The organism is Pacificibacter sp. AS14, from assembly GCF_038899935.1.
In the GTDB taxonomy this organism is placed as follows: Bacteria; Pseudomonadota; Alphaproteobacteria; order Rhodobacterales; family Rhodobacteraceae; genus Celeribacter.
This window is the reverse complement of sequence record NZ_JBBMQI010000016.1, coordinates 38,079-57,100: the sequence shown is the minus strand read 5'-3', so window position 1 is coordinate 57,100 and position 19,022 is coordinate 38,079. Positions and strand designations below refer to the sequence as shown.

The window sequence follows — 19,022 nt, the reverse complement described above, 5'->3', positions numbered from 1 at the left end:
GCGCAGAAAAAATATGCATCTGCAGCGTAAGTTTCGGAAAATATGTGCTTTTGTTTAGTATAGCACGAAAACAGCACCTCTTGTCCTTGATTTTCTATGGGCAAGGGGGGCATCTATGCTCTAGTAAAAGAGGGACTAAGACAGGCCAATTGGGAACGAGCATCATATTATGTCGCAAAGTCTTGAAAGTGAAAGCCGAAAGCTGCTTGGTCGTCTAAGGGACACCTTGGCCGAAGATGGCGCGGGACAAGCACGCCTTGATCGCATCACGCACCTGATCGCGGATTCGATGCACACAGAAGTGTGTTCTATCTATCTGTTTCGCGACAGTGACACCCTAGAGCTCTGCGCGACCGAAGGCCTAAAAGCCGAAGCGGTTCACCAAACCCGTATGCGCATTGGCGAAGGTTTGGTTGGCAGCGTCGCCAAAACCAAACGCATCATCAATACGGCCGACGCCCCCTCGTCCAAGGGATTTCGCTACATGCCTGAGACTGGCGAGGAAATGTATTCCTCGTTCTTAGGCCTACCAATCCAACGCCTCGGCGACACCCTTGGCGTGCTCGTTGTCCAATCCAAAGAGTCACGCCAGTTCTCGGATGACGAACTGTACGCGCTTGAAGTTGTGGCGATGGTTCTGGCCGAAATGACCGAACTTGGCGCTTTCATCGGCGAAGAATCCGCGCTTGGCGCCCTACACCAAAACCCCGTGATGTTCCGTGGAGCAACCGGCCAAGAAGGCGTCGCAGAAGGCCACGTCTTTTTACACGAACCCCGTGTGGTTGTTACCAACCCCGTGGCCGATGACCCCGACATAGAATTGGAACGCTTGCAAGACGCGGTAAACACTCTGCGTATTTCGGTTGATGAAATGCTGTCAGGGGTGGACACCAAAGAAAAAGATCAGCGCGAAGTGCTGGAAGCCTACCGCATGTTCGCCAATTCCAGCAGCTGGATGCGCCGGATGGAAACCGACATCAGCCGCGGCCTGTCTGCGGAAGCCGCTGTTGAAAAAGAACAATCCTTGGCGCGCACGCGGATGTCCAATGTACCTGATGCCTATTTACGCGAACGTCTGCACGACCTTGATGATCTGTCGAACCGCATGCTGCGCATTCTAACCGGACAAGGCTCGGACACCGGCGCAGAAATGCCTGAAGACCCAATTTTGATTGCCCGCAATATTGGCCCCGGAGAATTGCTGGAATACGGAAAATCCCTGCGCGGGATCGTTTTGGAACAGGGATCCGTTGGATCTCATGCGGCGATTGTTGCGCGTGCTTTGGCCATTCCGTTGGTCATTCACGCGAGCAAAATCACCACCGAAGCCCTCAATGGCGATGCGATTTTGGTCGATGGTGATCAAGGATTGGTGCACTTGCGCCCCGAAGACAGCGTTGCAGCGGCGTTTCGTGACAAGATCGCCATGCAAACCGAAGCCAGCAAGGCCTACATCGATATCGTCGACAAAAAAGCCACCACGCCTTGCGGCAAAACAATCGCCTTGCATATGAATGCAGGCCTGATGGCCGATCTGCCGTCGCTTGCCTCATCAGGTGCCGAAGGCGTGGGGCTGTTTCGCACAGAGCTACAGTTTTTGATCCGCAATTCCGTGCCCAGACGCGGCGAACTTGCGACGCTGTACAGTCATGTGATGGATGCAGCACGCGGCAAACGGGTTGCATTCCGTACGCTTGATATCGGGTCAGACAAAGTGCTGCCCTATATGAAACCGCAAGATGAACCGAACCCTGCGATGGGGTGGCGCGCGATCCGTGTCGGGCTTGATAAACGTGGCGTGATGCGGATGCAGTTGCAGGCGCTTATTCGAGCCTGCGCCGGACGTCCGCTGACAATCATGTTCCCCTTTGTGGCACAGTTCGAAGAGTTTCGCGCCGCGCGTGCGATGGTCGATGCTGAACTTGCCAATGAGGAACGCTTGGGGCACGTGTTGCCAACATCCGTCGAAGTGGGCGCGATGCTGGAAACGCCGTCTTTGGCTTTTGCGCCGGATCAGTTCTTTGTTGAAACGGATTTCATCTCGATCGGCGGCAATGATCTGAAACAGTTTTTCTTTGCTGCAGATCGCGAAAACGAACGGGTGCGGCGTCGCTATGACACGCTGAATGTGTCGTTCTTGAGCTTCATTCGTCAAATTGTTGACCGTTGTGACACCCATGGTACACCGGCATCCTTCTGTGGTGAAGACGCGGGTCGCCCGTTAGAAGCAATCTGTTTTGCGGCGATGGGATTGAAGTCCCTCTCGATGCGCCCCGCCTCTATCGGTCCAATCAAACACCTGCTGCGTCAAGTGAACTTAGATGATGTGGCAGAAATCATTGAATCGGCTGCGGTACGCGGCGAACAGACAGTTCGTACAGATGTGGCAGCCTATCTGTCAGACAAAGGTATCACACCTTGACCGTCTTATTTGCCTAGCCCTATGAATTACCTTCACCCTATAGCGTCGCAGACATTTGTGCGCGCAGCATGTCTTTGAGTGTCTCGAAGCTTTCGCCTGAATCCTCAGACAGGCGCAGCATCCCGAACGTCACATGCGCCATGTCTTGGTAATAAGCGGTATAGGCATAGTTGGTCACAGCGCCTGCAACGGCGCCAAGGATTGGCACAGTTTGTGCGGCAAGCTTTTGTCCCAAGACAACAGACAGGCGCGGTGCAACACGCGCAATGATCCCGTTAAGCGTGGCCCCCGTCAACGTAGTCCGCGTTGCCAAAAAACCAAGGTCCGCGCCGTCGTCATCTTCAAGGGGCCCTGCGGCGGCAAAGACAGTGATGCAGGCTTTGCGCACGTCCTCACGTTCGGGATCAAACCCGTACTCTTTGGCGACAGCTTGGATCGCGTGCAACAAAATCGTGGTGGTGACGGGCAATTCGGCCAAAGCAGTGGGCAACCCACCTGCCCCGCCCACAGCCCCAAGGCCCGAGGACACGGCTTTCGACAACCAACCGCCACCTTCAAATCCATTTTTACGGGATCGAGAGGCGCCATCAAAGGCCAACTCCAACGCAGACATCGTAACGGATTCAAGCTGCGTTCGCACAGACGCAGGCAATTTACTGAACAACCCGTCCGCCGTGCCGCCCACCATATTAAGCACCTGCATCCCAGGGCTATTGGCGCGGCGCAAACGCGCTGCCAAGGCGCGAATGGCTTCGGGCGTGGGCGCCTGCAAAACAGCGGCTTCTCCGTCATATAGGCTGGGCGTTTTATGTTTCATGAAATCAATGTGGGGATTGGCGACGATTTTGCCAAGTGCAATTTTGTGATCAAATCACACGTTCGACCAAACCTGTCACGCCATCCCATGCGCCTTCAGCCAAGGCGACCCCCAAAACCCGTTCAGGGTTTGTCGGCGGTGGCATGCGCACGTCTTTGAGCAGTGTGAATCCAAAACGACGATAGTAGGGTTCATCGCCCACCAACATCACCCGTTCCCACCCCAATGTGCGCGCGCGTTCCATACTGTCTTGCATCAACAACCCGCCCAAGCCCTCGCCTTGACGCGTCGGGTGCACAGCTATGGGACCAAGCAGTAAAGCCACGGATTTTTGAGGCCCAATGTGAATGGGCCAATAGCGAATAGCCGCAGACACAATGCCAAGTTCATCGCGTGCAACAAGGCACAGATTGGCGACTTTGAGCACGCCATCACGCAACCGGTAAGAGGACAAAGCCTCACGTCCAGGGGCAAAACATGTGTCGTAGAGGCCTTCGACCTCCCACATGTCATCTGCATTTTCGACCTCGAGTTTGTACACCCCAGCCCCCTGTTCACACCTATCGTATCAAACGACCCTGTTATCGTATCAAACGACCCTGTGTGTCGCGTGATATTTCGCTCGAAATTCTGCTACCACGGCACTAGGTAAGGGGCAACGTATCACGCGCTGCATTTCGCACGCCTTTGACATTCAAAGAGACACAGCCATGTTCTATCGCCCTGAAGACGGCCACGACCTGCCGCACAATCCGTTCAACGCCATTGTGTCACCACGCCCGATTGGATGGATTTCCTCGCGCTCAAAAGATGGTATCGACAACCTTGCGCCTTACTCGTTTTTCAACGCCGTCGCCTATGTGCCTCCTCAAGTTATGTTTTCAAGTTCTGCGCGCAAAGACAGCCTAAACAACATTGAGACCACGGGCGTGTTTGCTGTCAATTTGGTCGGCGCGCCCATGGCGCAGGCTATGAACTTATCTTCACAAGCCGTCAGTGCTGATGTGGATGAATTTGTACACGCGGGCGTGACCAAATTGGAATGCGATACGATCGCTTGTGCGCGCGTTGTGGACGCCCCTGCCACTTTGGAATGCAAAGTCACGCAGATCATTCGCCTAGAAGGTCCAGACAACCACGCCATATTTGGCGAAGTCACCGGCGTGCATATGCGTGATGATTGTATTGTCGATGGACGATTTGACGTGGTTACAGCGCAGCTCTTGTCGCGTTTAGGCTACCGCGATTATACCCAAGTGACAGACCTGTTCGAACTCGTTCGGCCAGACAAATAGATCAAAGGCGAGCAGCACCAAACAGCACCAAAACTGCATCGGTTTCTGTCCGGCGATCTGACAGGAAACGATTAGGGCTCAAACGGCTCGAAATAATTGGCGTTGGTCGACGATATCTGTTCGATCGTTTCATCCAAACGTGACAAATGCAGCATCCCCGCTTCAATCGCCTTGATAGGATCGTTCGCTTTAACTGCATCTGTGATTGCATGGTGATCTGCAACAAGTTCTGGCATGCGATCTTCTTTCGACAGGCCAAGCATGCACAAGCGATCCACTTTAGATTTTTCCGCCATAATGACATCGAACGCAAATTCAGCGCGCGCGATACCGCAAAGCGTTTTGTGGAAAGCGTAATCCAATTTGCCGAAACCGTCAAAATCGCGATCCGCAATGACGCGCTCTTGATCGATCAGCGCTGCATCAAGCTTGGCAGCGCTCACCGCATCACAATTTTGCGCAGCGCGGCGCAGAACTTCGGCTTCAACGGCGGCACGCACAAAACGGGACTTTACAATCTCGCGCATGGAAAAGCGTTTCACTTCGGTGGCGCGTTGTGGCCGAATAAGCAACAGGTCAAGGTTTGACAGGCGACTGAAGGCGTCTCGCACAGGCTGACGAGACACGCCAAAACGCGCGGCAATATCGGCTTCGGAAATTTTATCTCCGGGCCTCAAATTCAGCGTCAAAATCTCTTCTTGTATATAGTCGAAGATATTATCAACACTCGTCCGTCTTACGCCGTCCTGTCTCACTCGCGGCACAATGCCACCTCCAATTACATTCCTATACGTTTTCTGTCGAAACCCCGTTGTATTCGGGTTCGCTTAAGACTCCAAGAGGCTCCATCCCTAAAGCCAAGCGAATTAACGCAGATGGGTCTAAAAAATCGCAACCAGTCTTTTATAAGTTTTACTGGAACATTGCATTGATTACTAGTATGCCAGAATCGAGGGTAACACAAGAGTCGCCCATTTCTCGCGCAAAGCGCGCAATTCGAATGCATGTGAGGCACATATGTTAGGTTTAAGACGCCCAGAGTTTATTAAAGCTATGAGCAGTTCACGGATTGGACACCCAAAACCATCAGAAAAACGCCCCTTTTCTTAAAGAACTAGGAACAGTGATTTAGCCTAACCTGAGCGGAGCGTCATAACGCACACTCAAGTCTGGCAAGACAGCCTGTTCCAAACGTACCTTTAGGTGTTGGGCTTTACATGTACACGAGTTGCTTTTGCACCTCAGAATTCGACGGCAGTCAATCGCCGCGTCTCATTAATAAAGAAAAGGAAGCTAAACAAATGAAACTCCAGGGTAAAACAGCAATCGTCACGGGTGGCGGACGCGACATCGGCATGGCAGCGGCACTTAAATTGGCATCCGAGGGTGCAAACGTTGCAATCAACTATTTCGCAAGCAGCGAAAGCGCTGAAAAAACTGTTGCTACAATTATCGCAAACGGCGGCAAAGCTTTTGCATTGAAAGGCGATTTGACCAAAGTTGCAGACGTTGAGGCACTTGTTGCTAAAACTGTTGCTGACTTCGGTTCAGTTGACGTTTTGGTCAACAACGCTGGCGGCTTGATTGCACGCAAAACCATCGCAGAAATGCCACTCGAGCACTGGCAGGCCGTAATGGACCTGAACTTGACCAGCACGTTCTTGATGACAAAAGCTTGTCTTGCGCACATGGACACAGGCACAATCGTCAACCTTGCAAGCCAAGCCGCACGTGACGGTGGCGGCGCAGGTGCTGTTGCATATGCAACATCAAAAGGCGCGATCATGACTATGACACGTGGTTTGGCCAAAGAATTGGGTCCAAAAATCCGCGTAAACGCTTTGTGCCCAGGCATGATCGACACGGATTTCCACAACATCCACACACCTGACGCGGGTCGTCGCGGCTACGAAGCGGCTGCACCTGTGAAACGCCAAGGTACAATCGAAGACGTTGCCAACTTGGTTCTGTTCCTCGCATGTGAAGACAGCTCGTTCCTCACTGGGACAAATGTAGACATCAACGGCGGCATGCTGTTCAGCTAAATTTGAGGAGAGGGTTTGAGTGACATTTCATAGTATCCGGTTGTTTCAACAGGCGAATGCGTCACTCGACAAATGCGATCCGATACCCCTCAACTTATGATGGTCGCCCGCCGCTTTGCTGCGGTGGGCGACACGCCGATTTTCGGCAAATGAGACCCACGCGCAAAATACCGTATGCGCTTTGCGCCCCCCCCCCACACACCAGCGCCAAAAGCCGAGAGATCGTAAAAAAGGCGCGCCCAAATCATCGGGCACGCCTCATAGCTTTGTCGTGTTGGCGCCTCAAAGGCTGCGCGTTAGCTTTTAGCTTTCCAAGCTTCAAACCGTGTCAGTGTGTCTGGATCGGTTGGCGGGTAAAGACCAATGATAGAAACACCACGTTTCACTTCCTCAAGAACGAAGTCTTCGAACAGCTCCATAGGCGCGCCCTCAATGGCAATTTCATTCGCGAGGTGGCGTGGAATCACCATGATGCCATCGTTGTCGCCCAAAATGATATCACCAGGGTAAACAGCCGCGCCGCCACAGCTGATGGGCACATCAATGTCGATGGCGTGGTGCTTGGTGAGATTCGTTGGCGCTGATGCTTTTGCAGCGAACACAGGCATATCCAACTTGGCAGCACCCGCTGCATCGCGAATCCCCCCATCGGTCACAACACCAGCACCGCCGCGCCCCTCTAAACGTGTCAGCAAAATCGAACCCGCAGAAGCCGCCGTCGAATCTTGGCGGCAATCCATAACCAAAACAGACCCTTCAGGGCAGGTTTCAATCGCAACGCGTTGCGGGTGATCGGTTTCACGAAAGGCTTCAATCGGATCCGTGTCTTCACGCGCAGCAATGTAGCGCAGCGTGAACGCAGGACCAACCATACGCTTTGTGTCCGCTTGCAGAGGGCCAACACCTTGAATAAAGCAAGATTTAAATCCCTTTTTATACAGCAATGTCGCAACTGTGGCCGTGCTGACCCCTTTGAGAAGTTCGATGGTATCGCTGTTCAAAGGCAGATCGGCGGCGAGTTTTGGATTCGGCATATTATGTCCTTATGCGAGTCTATCATTGACTTGGCGGCGGCGTTGCGCGCCAATGTTGTTGTTGGCCCATTATCTGCGATTTCGAAGCAGCTGATGGTCAACCGGAATGTTATAAAGGCAAAAAACTACGTCTTCGCCAAATCTGAAACGGCGCGTCAGCAGTGTTTTTTTTATCGCCCATGCATTCTAGTATACTAGTAACAAATCGGCTGCGCTAGGCCAATTTTGCGAGCATTCTTACTGAGATTCTGTGTAAAATTGTGGCAGCTATCGCGAAAGAAACGGAAGAATGAGAAATCTAAATCTTTAAGTTTCTATTACCTTCAAAGTGTTAATAACTTTTCGACCAATGAGAGCTGTCATCCGTAAACTTACTTTTGACAGCCGCCAATTTCTGGCATACTAGTATTGAACATGGCGCGTGAGTTTTATCGTAGAACCGTTCTGCAAAAAAACTTCTCGCGTCCAGGTTCAAATTGATCAGGGAGGATCACAATGAAATTTGTAAGTGGCTTTAAAAAATTGGCACTCGGCGCTGTACTCGTAGGTACAACTGCATCCATGGCAAATGCGCTCGACATGCGCGGCTGGAACATCCACGTAGAAGACTACCCAGTGTCTATCGCGATGGATTCATTCGCGGATGAGATCGCTGAAAAAACGGATGGCGAAGTTACCGCTGAAACCTACCACAACGGTGTTTTGGGCAGCCAGCCTGACGCGATCGAACAGATCCGCCTCGGCATCATCGACTTTGGTGAATTCAGCCTTGGGCCAATGGGTCAGTCCATTCCAGAAACCAATGTTGTTTCTTTGCCATTCATCTTCAAAAGCATCCCACAGATGTATGAATTGATGGACGGCGCAGTTGGCGACGCAATCGGCGAAGGCATGATCGCCAAAGGTATCGTTCCTTTGGGTTGGTATGATGCTGGCGCGCGTTCTTTCTACAACTCTGTACGCCCAATCAACACACCAGCTGATGTTGAAGGTCTCAAAGTACGCGTCATGAACAACGACCTGTTCGTTGACATGGTTGCAGCTATGGACGGCAACGCCACACCAATGGCATTTGCAGAAGTTTACCAGTCTATCAAGACTGGTGTTGTTGACGGTGCGGAAAACAACCCACCATCCTACGAGTCAACAAACCACTTTGAAGTTGCTCAGTACTACTCATTGACAGAGCACCTGATCATTCCAGAATGTCTCTGCATGAGCCTTAAAACTTGGGAAAAACTAACTCCTGAGCAGCAAGACATCGTTATGACTGCTGGTCGCAACAGTGCCAACGTTCAGCGTGAACTGTGGCAAGAGCGTGAAGCATCAAGCATGGAAATCGTTCAAGCCGGCGGTACTGTCGTGAACACTATCGCTGACAAAGCGCCATTCCAAACTGCTATGACACCTGTTTACGAGGGCTTCCTCGCAGACAACCCAGACCTAACTGACTTGGTTAACATGATCCGCGACGCGGACTGATAGCGACCACACAGGTTTGAAAGGCCCGTTTGACATGGTGCAAGCGGGCCTTTTGCTCTCCTGTGGGCTCGTCCACTTGTGATACGGAGGCTACATTGTCACATCCAACCCCCTTGCTTAGATTTCTCGATCGGGCGCTTGATCGTATTAGCGCCCTTTGTCTTGGCGTCTCGGCTGTGTCTCTCGTCCTTTTGATTTCCACCTTCGGGTGGCTCGTCTTTGGGCGCTACGTTTTGAACTCGACACCCACATGGGTTGAGCAGCTCGCTCTTCTCTTAATCTGCTACATCGCCTTTCTGGGTGCCGCAGCAGGCGTAAAAGAGGACACGCATATCGGGGTGACACTCTTTCGCGACATGCTTCCCGTTGGCCCACAAAAGATCGCGATTATCGCGATCGATATCACGTTGGCCATCTTTGGTGCGATTATGTTGATTGCAGGCATTACGTTGATGAAGTTCGGCTGGTCCTCAAAACTGCCAATGCTCAACATTCCTGAAAGCTTTCGCACACTGGCCATTACATCGTGTGGCGCATTGATCCTTCTCTTTGCGGGCACCCGCGCACTCATGCGCATTTTAACGTTTCGGGCATGGTCGCTCGATGACGGTTACAAGGAACACTGACCATGGGTTTAGCCATTCTATTAGGCGTCTTTGGCGTCACTGTTGTCATCGGTTTCCCTGTTGCCTTCGCTATGGGCATCGCGGCCGCGTCTGCCTTCTGGTTCGAAGGCTTCCCTATGTTGATCACGTTCCAACGTGCGACAGCGGGTGTGACCGTGTTCTCTCTTCTCGCCATTCCGTTCTTTATTTTCGCGGGCGAAATCATGTTGCACGGCGGGATCGCCTCGCGCTTGGTTAAGCTGGCATCTGCCATGGTGGGTCACCTCAAAGGTGGCTTGGCGATGGTAAACATCTTCTCCAGTATGTTGTTCGGCGGCATTTCTGGTTCTGCTGTGGCTGACATTTCAGCACTTGGGTCGCTTTTGATCCCAGTGATGAAAGAACGCGGCTACCGTCCAGATTTCGCGGTGAACGTCACGGTGACCTCCTCCATCGCCGGTATCGTTATTCCGCCAAGCCACAACATGATCATTTTTGCCGTTGCAGCAGGCGGCGGGATTTCTGTGTCCAAGCTATTCCTCGCAGGCGTTATCCCTGGCATGTTGATGTGTGTCTGCTTGGCGATTGCGGCCTATATCTTGTCGGTCAAACACAATTACCCATCCGAGCCTTTCCCAGGCTGGCGCGCCATCTTGGATGCGTCGATTGATGCTCTTCCTGGTTTCATGACCGCAGTGATCATTGTTGGCGGCACGCTGTCCGGTATCTTTACTGTGACTGAATCAGGTGCTTTCGGTGCGGTTTATGCTGTGGTGTTGACCAAGTTCTACTACCGCAGCCTCAATTGGGATGCGTTCAAAACCTCCGTGGTCGGCGCTGTACGCACAACAGCGATGGTGATGATCTTGATCGCCTTCGCAAGCTCCTTTGCCTACCTTCTAGCCCTGTACCAAGTGCCTGGAAAACTTAGCGACTTGCTGGTTTCAATCTCTGACAACCCAATCGTGATCTTGATCATGATCAACCTTATCCTGTTGTGCCTCGGCATGATCATGGACATGGCGGCTTTGATCCTGATCTGTACACCGATCTTCTTGCCGATCGCTGTTGGCTTGGGCATGGATCCAGTACAGTTTGGCATCATGATGTTGATCAACCTCGGACTTGGCCTGTGTACGCCCCCTGTTGGGACCTGTCTCTTCGTGGGCTGTGCTGTGGGTAAAGTTAAGATTGAACAAGCGCTCAAGTCTATTTGGCCGTTCTACTTGGCCATCTTGTTCGCTTTGATCTTGGTCACTTACATTCCTGCTGTCTCTCTTTGGTTGCCATCGCTCTACGAATAAGCAAGCGAGACTTTAAAAGTTACAATGCCACCGCTCTAGACATAGGGCGGTGGCATTTTCGTATGCGACGCTGGTCAATATCTGTTTGCTGCCCGTGCGGTTTATATAAGTCCACATTCACACGCGCTTCAGTGCCTCACCTCTTCCCCCTAAATCAGTCAAAACATGCGGGCGCAGCTACTATGCATCCCGCAAAGCCTTGCCCACAGGACGGGGCCATCATTGGCTTGGCGGCCTCTTCGGTTGCCCTTTTATATATAGGCGAGAGGCAGCAACTCCCTCTTCCCCTCTTCCCCTCTTCCCCTATACCGAGAGGCGACAGGAGCGGGCACACATGAGCGTCTCATCACCTCAACAACGATCCCTCTGCCAACGAATAAGACCCCCCGAAACCGGAGGGCCTTTTCATTTTAATCCGTCTTGGATCCCTTAGTGACCGCCGGACAAAATCCCTGTGCGCACCATATAATCCGTGGCGATCTCATAGTCAGGATCATCATCACTATCGACCATCAAATGCCCTGCGTTGGTCAGCAAACGGTGACAGTCATGGCTCAAGTGACGCAACTGAATTTCCTTGCCCGCGGCCTCGAACTTCGCAGCAACGCTTTCAACAGCGTTCAACGCCGACTGATCCGCCACACGGCTGTCTGCGAAATCGACGATCACCATGGAGGGATCATTCGCAGGATCAAACAGCTCTTGAAACCCTTCTGCTGAGCCAAAGAACAAAGGCCCCTGAATCTGATACACTTTCGCGCCCTCAGGTGTCTCGTATGTCTTCGCGTGAATGCGTGACGCGTTCTGCCAAGCGTAGGCCAAAGCCGATACAATCACGCCCACAACCACCGCAATCGCGAGGTCTTCCATCACGGTCACGACTGTCACCAAGACAATCACAAAAGCATCAAGACGTGGCACCTTGCGCATCACTTTGAACGAATTCCAAGCAAACGTCCCGATCACCACCATGAACATCACGCCCACCAGCGCTGCCAATGGGATGATCTCGATCAGCGGTGACGCGATCATGATAAACGCCAACAAAAAGATCGCCGCAGAAAAGCCCGACAAACGCGTGCGCCCGCCTGATTTCACGTTGATCATCGATTGCCCGATCATCGCACAGCCGCCCATGCCGCCGAAAAAGCCGGTCACAACATTGGCCACGCCTTGCGCCACGCACTCTTGTGCCACGCCGCCACGTTCGCCTTTGATCTCGCCCACAAGGTTCAGCGTCAACAAGCTCTCGATCAAACCAATCGCCGCCAAGATCAACGCGTAAGGAAAGATCACTTCCATCACGTGAAAGAACTGCGCCGAGCTTTCGAACATCGGCACCATCGGAATGTGGAACTTCGGAAAACCACCCTCGATAGACGCCAAATCTCCAACACGTGGCACCGGAATATCAAACACGATCACAACAACAGCCGTGATCAAAATCCCCGCCAAAGGCGCTGGGATCACGTTGGTAAACTTCGGCAAGCCCCAGACAATAGCCATCGTCAACGCCACAAGACCCAGCATCATCGCCAGCGTCCCCGTTGGCATCCACTGCATATTGCCCGCGGCATCCGCCATCTTAAACTGCGTCATCTGCGCGAGGAAAATCACAATCGCCAAACCATTCACAAAGCCCAGCATCACAGGATGCGGCACAAGGCGAATGAATTTACCCAAGCGGAACACCCCCGCCAAAATCTGCAAAATCCCCATCAACACCACAGTGGCAAACAAATACTCGACCCCGTGATCCGCGACCAAAGCCACCATCACAACTGCCAGCGCGCCCGTGGCCCCCGAAATCATCCCCGGACGCCCGCCGATCAGCGAGGTCACAAGCCCCACCATAAAGGCCGCGTAAAGCCCCACCAGCGGGTTCACCCCCGCCACAAATGCAAAGGCCACAGCCTCAGGCACCAAGGCCAAAGCCACCGTCAAGCCAGACAAAACATCCGTCTTGGCCTGCATCGGCGTCAGCCGCGTATTGCCGCTATTCGGCAATGATAATTTCTCCGCAAAAGCGGCGAGCGTAGATTGTGTCACGGGAGTTCCCCAAATGTCTGATTGTACGTTGTCATCTATAGCTTTGCGCGGCGTATAGCACGGGCATTTGAAACTGTCACACACTCCGTGTGGGGGCACTGGTTTGCGCCATATATGTTGCTCTATTGCGCGGTAGAGGCCAGCGTTGGAGGTTTTGCCTGCCCCCACTGGACCTCTGCCCCCCAACTTCCCATAGTAACGCCATTACACGACAGGTTTTGCGCATGAGGGTTTTCGATGGTTGTATATTTCAAAGACTGGGCCGCGATCGAAGCCTACGAAGACCAACGCTTTGACATCACAGGCCTCACCCCTGCGGAAAAACAGTTGAAAAAGGCCGTGGCGACAGGCCAGCTCTGTGACTTTTCTCCAAATTTTTCAGTTGAAAAATCGCTCCCCCAAAAGCCCGAAGACTGGTCCAAACCCGACCCAACCCGCCACATCCGCGCCGATGTCCTGCGCTTTGTGCTGCTGCAAAAGGTGGCGCAAATCGGCGAAGGATTTTATTTTCGCAAGGTTCAGGCGGTCAAAGGCCGTATTGATCTGACCTCTGCCAAAGCCAGAGACCTTGCCGATGACGCCGCAAGTTGGGCCTTGGTCGACGACCTAATCTTGGATGGCTTTCGCTATGATAGCATCAGTGGCAACACCAAGCCCACATTTTCCGAGCGCATGGAATGGTTGGAAAAGGGCAGTGTCTTTGAAGGTGAGTTCCGTCCTCAGCCCTACACCCAACTTGCAGAGACCTACAAACGCGCAGGTCATGACCGCGAAGCACGGGAGGTTCGTGTCACTTTGGCGCGCAAACTGGCCAAGGAAGGTTGGTATGATACTCACGAAAAATGGTTAGCGCGAGAGCTACTGTTTGAAGCGCCCTACCCTTTTGGCCAATGGATTGGCCGCCTATTACACAAATGCCTTCGGCTCAGCGTAACAACCAGCAAGTCCTTTTGGGATTGGTTGTTTCGCAATGTCGTTGGCTATGGCTACAAGCCCTTCAACAGTCTTTGGTTTCTTTTCGGCCTGATCGTCGCCGCGTGGATACTAGCCTATTCCGCTTGGCATGAGGGACAGTTCGCCCCCAACTCTGCGCCAATTCTGGTATCAAAGGCTTGGACCGACTTAGAGGCCGATCCAAAGGCTGCGATCAAATGGTCAACTAAGGGCAACGCGGGTCAGGACTGGGAAACCTTCAACAGTTTTGCCTATGCCGCCGATATAGTGATCCCGATTGTTGAAATCGGTCAAACCAGCGCTTGGGCGCCCTCGCCTGCACGTGGCCCTTGGGGCGCGACGCTTTGGTGGGCGCGTTGGGTTTTCACTGCCGCAGGCTGGATCATTTCCGCTTTGGGCGCGGCCGCAATCACGGGGGTTATTCGGCGCGAGTGATTGGGGGCTCACGGCAAGCTGGCTGGGGATAAGACCGCGCAGGCAATTGCCGCAAAACAGGCCTTCGGCAGCTTGCAAATCCGACGCGGTCAAAACCGCCTCAACGGCCTGAAGAGGACTTCCAGTGTCCAACAGCTTCACCCGTAAATTCCGGGCAACAAGCCAGATGAGCGCGGCGGCGTCAGCAGCAGATTGCTTTTTTGCACAAAGATATTGGTGATAGTGCCGTCGCAAACCTCGCCGCGCTCATTGAGAAAAATACGCTCCTCCACGCCGCTCGGCATCATAGAGGCTGCGATGGGAGGGATAGCGAACCCAGGGTCCGCGCGATCGTGCCCTACATAGGGCGCACAGTGATGCAGCCCTCAGCGTCGATTTTAAAGAACAGCTCCGGCGAGCGCGACAAAAGCGTGTGATGGTCGGTTTCAATAAAAGCACCGAAGGGCACAGGTTGGTGCGCGCACAAAGCGTCATACAATTGTCGCGCGGAGCCATCACAGTGCACCGCCATCGGGAACGTCAGATTCACCTTATAACAATCACCAGCCTCGATAAAAGATTTGGCGCGATCAAAGGCAGATGTGTAGCGTTCCAACGTCCACGCGGGTGACAGATCAGTTTGCACTTTCACGACATTTTCAGGACATTTTGCGGGCCTAGGTGATGCATACACACCAAATTCCAACAATGGCAGATCAACACCAGTTCTGGCGAATGCATGCAAAGCAGGATCAAGCAACATACCCAATTCATAAGACATGTAGCCAGCAATCCACGCGCCTTGGGTTTAGGCTTTGGCAATAGCTTTGAGCGCGGCTGGAAAATCTTCTGCCGAATGCGCACGGATGATCGGACGGTGCATCAAACACCGTGCCTTGCGCTGCGTTTGCGTCAGACGTTGCCTTGGATGCCAATGCAAGAGGACCTGTATCAAACTCTACACGCATCAAAACCTGCTCATTTCAGGGCACTTTTATTGCTTTTTGGTCAGTTATGCCGGCCTGCAAGACGCGCGGCGCAAACATATGCGTGTGTTGGGGCGCATTGTCCCTTTTCGCCAAAGACATATGCGCTTAGGCTTTGGATAAATGCACAATTGAGAGGTCAAAATGGAACGAGTGATTGGCGTGATGGGCGGCTCTGGCGTCTATGAAATCGACGGGCTTGAAAACGCAGTTTGGCAAAAGGTTGAAACCCCTTGGGGCGATCCATCGGACGAAATTTTGACCGGCGTGTTGGATGGCGTCAAAATGGCGTTCTTGCCTCGTCACGGGCGCGGCCATGTCCACACGCCAACGACTGTTCCGTATCGCGCCAATATCGATGCGCTTAAACGACTTGGCGTGACGGATCTGTTGTCTGTGTCGGCTTGCGGGTCGTTTCGCGAAGAAATGGCACCTGGCGATTTTGTCGTTGTTGATCAATTCATTGACCGCACATTTGCACGCGAAAAAACATTCTTTGGTACAGGCTGTGTGGCGCATGTTTCTGTGGCGCATCCTGTTTGCGAACGCTTGTCAGGTCTGGCCTATGAAGCGGCGCGTGCCACAGGTGTGACCGTGCACAAAGGCGGGACATATTTGGTCATGGAAGGCCCGCAGTTTTCCAGCATCGCGGAAAGCAAAATGTATCGCGCTTGGGGCTGTGACGTGATCGGCATGACAAATATGCCTGAGGCAAAATTGGCCCGCGAGGCAGAGATTTGCTACGCTTCTGTGGCGATGATCACCGATTTTGACAGCTGGCATCCAGATCACGGTGCGGTGGACATCAACGCAATCATCGCCACGCTTGGCGCAAATTCGAACAATGCGAAATCTTTGGTCGCGGCGATGCCAAAACTTTTGGGCGCGGCTTATACCCCATGCGAGCACGGCTGTGATCGCGCGTTGGAATATGCGGTAATGACAGCGCCAGGCAAACGCGATCCTGCGCTTGTGGCCAAACTTGATGCGGTCGCGGGCCGTGTTCTGAACGGATAGACCCATGCCTTTTGATCTTTGGATTGCTTTTGCCACGGCTTCGCTTGCTTTGATTGTCATCCCCGGCCCCACGGTTTTGCTGGTGCTGTCCTATGCCTTGGGGCAAGGGCGGCGTGTGGCGGTGGCCAGCGCGGTGGGTGTTGGGCTGGGCGATGTTGTGGCCATGACCGCATCACTGTTAGGGCTTGGCGCGCTGATCATGACCTCGGCCCTTGCCTTTACTGTTCTCAAGTGGATTGGGGCAGCCTATCTTTTGTACCTTGGCGTCACAATGTTGCGCTCGGCGGGATCAGCAAAAATGGGCGCTCTGATGCGCACAGAAAACGTGAGCGGGCGCCAAGTGTTTTCCCACGCTTTTGTCGTGACCGCGCTCAACCCCAAAAGCATTGGGTTTTTCATTGCCTTTGTGCCGCATTTCATCACGCCGCAAGCTCCTTTGGCCCCGCAGTTTACTGTGATGATCACAACCTTTGCCGCCCTAGGGTTTTTAAATGCCCTATGTTATGCCCTGCTTGCTGGTAGCTTGCGTAAGACAATTGGAAAACCACGCGTATTGCGCAATTTAACACGCGGTGGCGGCGTTGCATTGATCGCGATGAGTGCTTTAACCGCCAGCTTGAAACGCAGCTAAACGTGTCACTGACCCAAAGGACTTTTCGATGAAAACTGTCAAAGACTACATCCGCACGATCCCTGACTTTCCACACGAGGGGATTATGTTTCGCGATGTCACCACGTTGTTTGCAGATCCGCGTGGGATGCGTTTGACGATAGATCAGATGCTTGCGCCCTATGTGGGGATGCAGATCGACAAGGTTGTGGGACTTGAGGCACGTGGATTTATTTTGGGCGGCGCTGTGGCGCATCAACTGTCTGTGGGTTTCGTGCCTGTGCGCAAAGCTGGCAAGCTGCCGAGCGCAGTGATTTCGCAAGACTATGAGCTGGAATACGGCCAAGCGACTGTCGAGCTGCATGATGACGCAATAGAAGCGGGTGAAAAAATCTTGGTCGTTGACGATCTTTTGGCCACCGGCGGCACAGCAGAAGCAGGGATCAAATTGATCGAACGTCTAGGCGGCGAAATTGTCAGCTGCGCCTTTATCGTGGATTTGCCAGAACTTGGTGGGCGCAAACGGCTTGAGGCGCTGGGATACGACGTCAAAGCGCTATGCGACTTTGAGGGCAGTTAACGCAGCACAGCGCCAGGATTCATAATTCCTTTTGGATCTAGCGCCTGTTTGATCGCGCGCATCGCCGCCAGTTTCACGGGATCTTGGTAACGTTCTAGGTCTTCGACCTTCAACCGTCCGACGCCATGTTCGGCACTCACCGAGCCGTCATAAGCGTGGGTGAGATCATGAACGCATTTTTTCACAGCCCCGCGAATGCCGTCAAATTCTGTACGGTCCCGTCCTTTGGCCGGAAACACATTATAGTGCAGATTTCCGTCACCCAGATGCCCAAAACAGTTGATCCGCACATCGCCCAAAGTTTGCAGTTTGGCGATGCCTTCAGGGATGAAATCAGGAATACGCGACAGAGGAATAGAAATATCATGGGACGAAATAGAGCCGATATGGCGGTTGCCCGTCGGGATGTTTTCACGCACGGACCAAAACGCTTGGCGCTGCCTCTCGTTTTGCGAGATCACCCCATCGGACACCAGACCCGCTTCAGACGCCGTCTCAAACAAAGTCAGCAGCATCTGTGACGGATCGCTATCACCAGACAGGCCAAGATCAATCAGCACGCACCAATCGGGTATTTTTTCAAAGGGTTGGCGCACGTCCGGCATTGTCTCAGCTAGAAAATCCAACCCCACTCCGGACAACATCTCGAAGGCAGAAATCCCTTCGCCCAAAGTTTGCTGCGCCAAGGCCAACAGATCGATCGCCCCTTGCGGACTGTCGACAACCAAGATCGCGGTGGCCTCATGACGGGGCCGTGGGAACAGCCGCAGGGTCGCGGCAGTGATGATGCCAAGCGAGCCTTCGGAGCCAATCATCAGGTTTTTCAAATCATAGCCGGTGTTGTCTTTGCGCAGGCGTTTGAGACCATTCCAAATCGTACCATCGGCCAAAACAACTTCGAGCCCTAAGCACAGATCGCGGGTATTGCCATAACGCAGAACATTCAAGCCGCCCGCATTGGTCGCGAGATTGCCACCGATCCGGCAGGTGCCTTCAGAAGCCAAAGACAGTGGAAACAACCGATCAATAGATTCAGCCGCAGCCTGCACATCGTGCAAGATTGCGCCAGCCTCGACCACCATCGCGTTTTCTGACGGATAGATTTCGCGCACGGCAGTCATGCGTTCCAGAGACATAACAACAGGCGCAGGCCCCTCATAGGCCACTTGCCCCAGCACCAATCCCGTGCCCCCACCAAGCGGAACAATCCCCACGTCGGCCCCATGACACAAACGCACAATTGTAGACACTTCCGAAACAGTTCGCGGCATCGCGACCGTTGCACTGAGCCCTTTATGACGCCCGCGCGGGTCATCCAGTTCGCCGTCTTTATGCGCGCGAAACGTGCCCTCAGGCAAAGCAGCGTACAGGCTTTCAAGAAACTCTGGTGTGGCGATGGTGGGCATGG

General features: G+C 53.2%; 18 protein-coding genes. 10 read left to right on the top strand and 8 right to left on the bottom strand.

The features are described from left to right. Nucleotides 1-169 precede the first annotated feature (169 nt). Nucleotides 170-2,422, top strand: a complete 2,253-nt coding sequence (gene ptsP, locus WNY38_RS14140; protein WP_342858002.1) for a phosphoenolpyruvate--protein phosphotransferase — start codon at nt 170-172, stop codon at nt 2,420-2,422. Between the two features lie 37 nt (nt 2,423-2,459). On the opposite strand, the gene WNY38_RS14135 is transcribed toward ptsP, so the two are convergent. Together WNY38_RS14135 and WNY38_RS14130 are read right to left on the bottom strand one after the other, a co-directional pair. Then, nucleotides 2,460-3,239 (bottom strand): EcsC family protein, encoded by a 780-nt coding sequence (locus WNY38_RS14135; RefSeq protein WP_342858001.1) that lies wholly within the window; start codon nt 3,237-3,239, stop codon nt 2,460-2,462. A gap of 49 nt (nt 3,240-3,288) precedes the next feature. Then, nucleotides 3,289-3,780, bottom strand: coding sequence for an N-acetyltransferase (locus tag WNY38_RS14130; protein WP_342858000.1), 492 nt, complete (start codon nt 3,778-3,780; stop codon nt 3,289-3,291). Nucleotides 3,781-3,949: 169 nt separating this feature from the next. On the opposite strand from WNY38_RS14130, the gene WNY38_RS14125 reads away from it, so the two are divergent. Continuing rightward, nucleotides 3,950-4,534: a flavin reductase family protein gene (locus WNY38_RS14125; RefSeq protein ID WP_342857999.1), complete on the top strand. Its 585-nt coding sequence runs from the start codon at nt 3,950-3,952 to the stop codon at nt 4,532-4,534. Nucleotides 4,535-4,605: 71 nt separating this feature from the next. Here the strand turns inward: WNY38_RS14125 and WNY38_RS14120 are convergent, their stop codons facing one another. Then, nucleotides 4,606-5,289 (bottom strand): GntR family transcriptional regulator, encoded by a 684-nt coding sequence (locus WNY38_RS14120; protein ID WP_342858032.1) that lies wholly within the window; start codon nt 5,287-5,289, stop codon nt 4,606-4,608. A 546-nt stretch (nt 5,290-5,835) separates the two neighbouring features. Between WNY38_RS14120 and WNY38_RS14115 the strand changes: the two genes are divergently transcribed. Further along, nucleotides 5,836-6,579 (top strand): glucose 1-dehydrogenase, encoded by a 744-nt coding sequence (locus WNY38_RS14115; protein WP_342857998.1) that lies wholly within the window; start codon nt 5,836-5,838, stop codon nt 6,577-6,579. Between the two features lie 296 nt (nt 6,580-6,875). On the opposite strand, the gene WNY38_RS14110 is transcribed toward WNY38_RS14115, so the two are convergent. Next, on the bottom strand, nt 6,876-7,613 hold the full coding sequence (locus WNY38_RS14110) for a ribonuclease activity regulator RraA (protein WP_342857997.1): 738 nt from the start codon (nt 7,611-7,613) through the stop codon (nt 6,876-6,878). A gap of 495 nt (nt 7,614-8,108) precedes the next feature. On the opposite strand from WNY38_RS14110, the gene WNY38_RS14105 reads away from it, so the two are divergent. The 3 genes from WNY38_RS14105 to WNY38_RS14095 all read left to right on the top strand — a co-directional run bounded on the left by WNY38_RS14105 (nt 8,109) and on the right by WNY38_RS14095 (nt 11,004). Continuing rightward, nucleotides 8,109-9,095, top strand: a complete 987-nt coding sequence (locus WNY38_RS14105; protein WP_342857996.1) for a TRAP transporter substrate-binding protein — start codon at nt 8,109-8,111, stop codon at nt 9,093-9,095. A gap of 176 nt (nt 9,096-9,271) precedes the next feature. Beyond that, nucleotides 9,272-9,721, top strand: a complete 450-nt coding sequence (locus WNY38_RS14100) for a TRAP transporter small permease (protein ID WP_342857995.1) — start codon at nt 9,272-9,274, stop codon at nt 9,719-9,721. 2 nt (nt 9,722-9,723) lie between these two features. Further along, on the top strand, nt 9,724-11,004 hold the full coding sequence (locus WNY38_RS14095) for a TRAP transporter large permease (RefSeq protein ID WP_342857994.1): 1,281 nt from the start codon (nt 9,724-9,726) through the stop codon (nt 11,002-11,004). Nucleotides 11,005-11,433: 429 nt separating this feature from the next. On the opposite strand, the gene WNY38_RS14090 is transcribed toward WNY38_RS14095, so the two are convergent. Next, entirely contained in the window at nt 11,434-13,053 is a 1,620-nt protein-coding gene (locus WNY38_RS14090; RefSeq protein WP_342857993.1) for a SulP family inorganic anion transporter, read from the bottom strand. 237 nt (nt 13,054-13,290) lie between these two features. Here WNY38_RS14090 and WNY38_RS14085 point away from each other — a divergent pair, with 237 nt between their 5' ends. After that, nucleotides 13,291-14,442: a hypothetical protein gene (locus WNY38_RS14085; RefSeq protein WP_342857992.1), complete on the top strand. Its 1,152-nt coding sequence runs from the start codon at nt 13,291-13,293 to the stop codon at nt 14,440-14,442. A 137-nt stretch (nt 14,443-14,579) separates the two neighbouring features. On the opposite strand, the gene WNY38_RS14080 is transcribed toward WNY38_RS14085, so the two are convergent. Both WNY38_RS14080 and WNY38_RS14075 read right to left on the bottom strand, forming a co-directional pair. After that, complete coding sequence (locus tag WNY38_RS14080) at nt 14,580-14,729, bottom strand: aminotransferase class IV (protein ID WP_342857991.1); 150 nt, start codon at nt 14,727-14,729, stop codon at nt 14,580-14,582. A gap of 50 nt (nt 14,730-14,779) precedes the next feature. Then, complete coding sequence (locus tag WNY38_RS14075; protein WP_342857990.1) at nt 14,780-15,202, bottom strand: chorismate-binding protein; 423 nt, start codon at nt 15,200-15,202, stop codon at nt 14,780-14,782. 349 nt (nt 15,203-15,551) lie between these two features. On the opposite strand from WNY38_RS14075, the gene WNY38_RS14070 reads away from it, so the two are divergent. The 3 genes from WNY38_RS14070 to WNY38_RS14060 are packed head-to-tail and all read left to right on the top strand — an operon-like array spanning nt 15,552 to nt 17,614. Further along, complete coding sequence (locus WNY38_RS14070; RefSeq protein WP_342857989.1) at nt 15,552-16,424, top strand: S-methyl-5'-thioadenosine phosphorylase; 873 nt, start codon at nt 15,552-15,554, stop codon at nt 16,422-16,424. Between the two features lie 4 nt (nt 16,425-16,428). Beyond that, on the top strand, nt 16,429-17,055 hold the full coding sequence (locus tag WNY38_RS14065) for a LysE family translocator (protein WP_342857988.1): 627 nt from the start codon (nt 16,429-16,431) through the stop codon (nt 17,053-17,055). 28 nt (nt 17,056-17,083) lie between these two features. After that, entirely contained in the window at nt 17,084-17,614 is a 531-nt protein-coding gene (locus WNY38_RS14060; protein WP_342857987.1) for an adenine phosphoribosyltransferase, read from the top strand. On the opposite strand, the gene WNY38_RS14055 is transcribed toward WNY38_RS14060, so the two are convergent. After that, the gene (locus tag WNY38_RS14055) at nt 17,611-19,020 is read right to left on the bottom strand and encodes an FAD-binding oxidoreductase (protein WP_342857986.1); all 1,410 of its coding nucleotides are present in this window, start codon (nt 19,018-19,020) and stop codon (nt 17,611-17,613) included. The genes WNY38_RS14060 and WNY38_RS14055 overlap by 4 nt on opposite strands. Nucleotides 19,021-19,022: the final 2 nt, after the last annotated feature.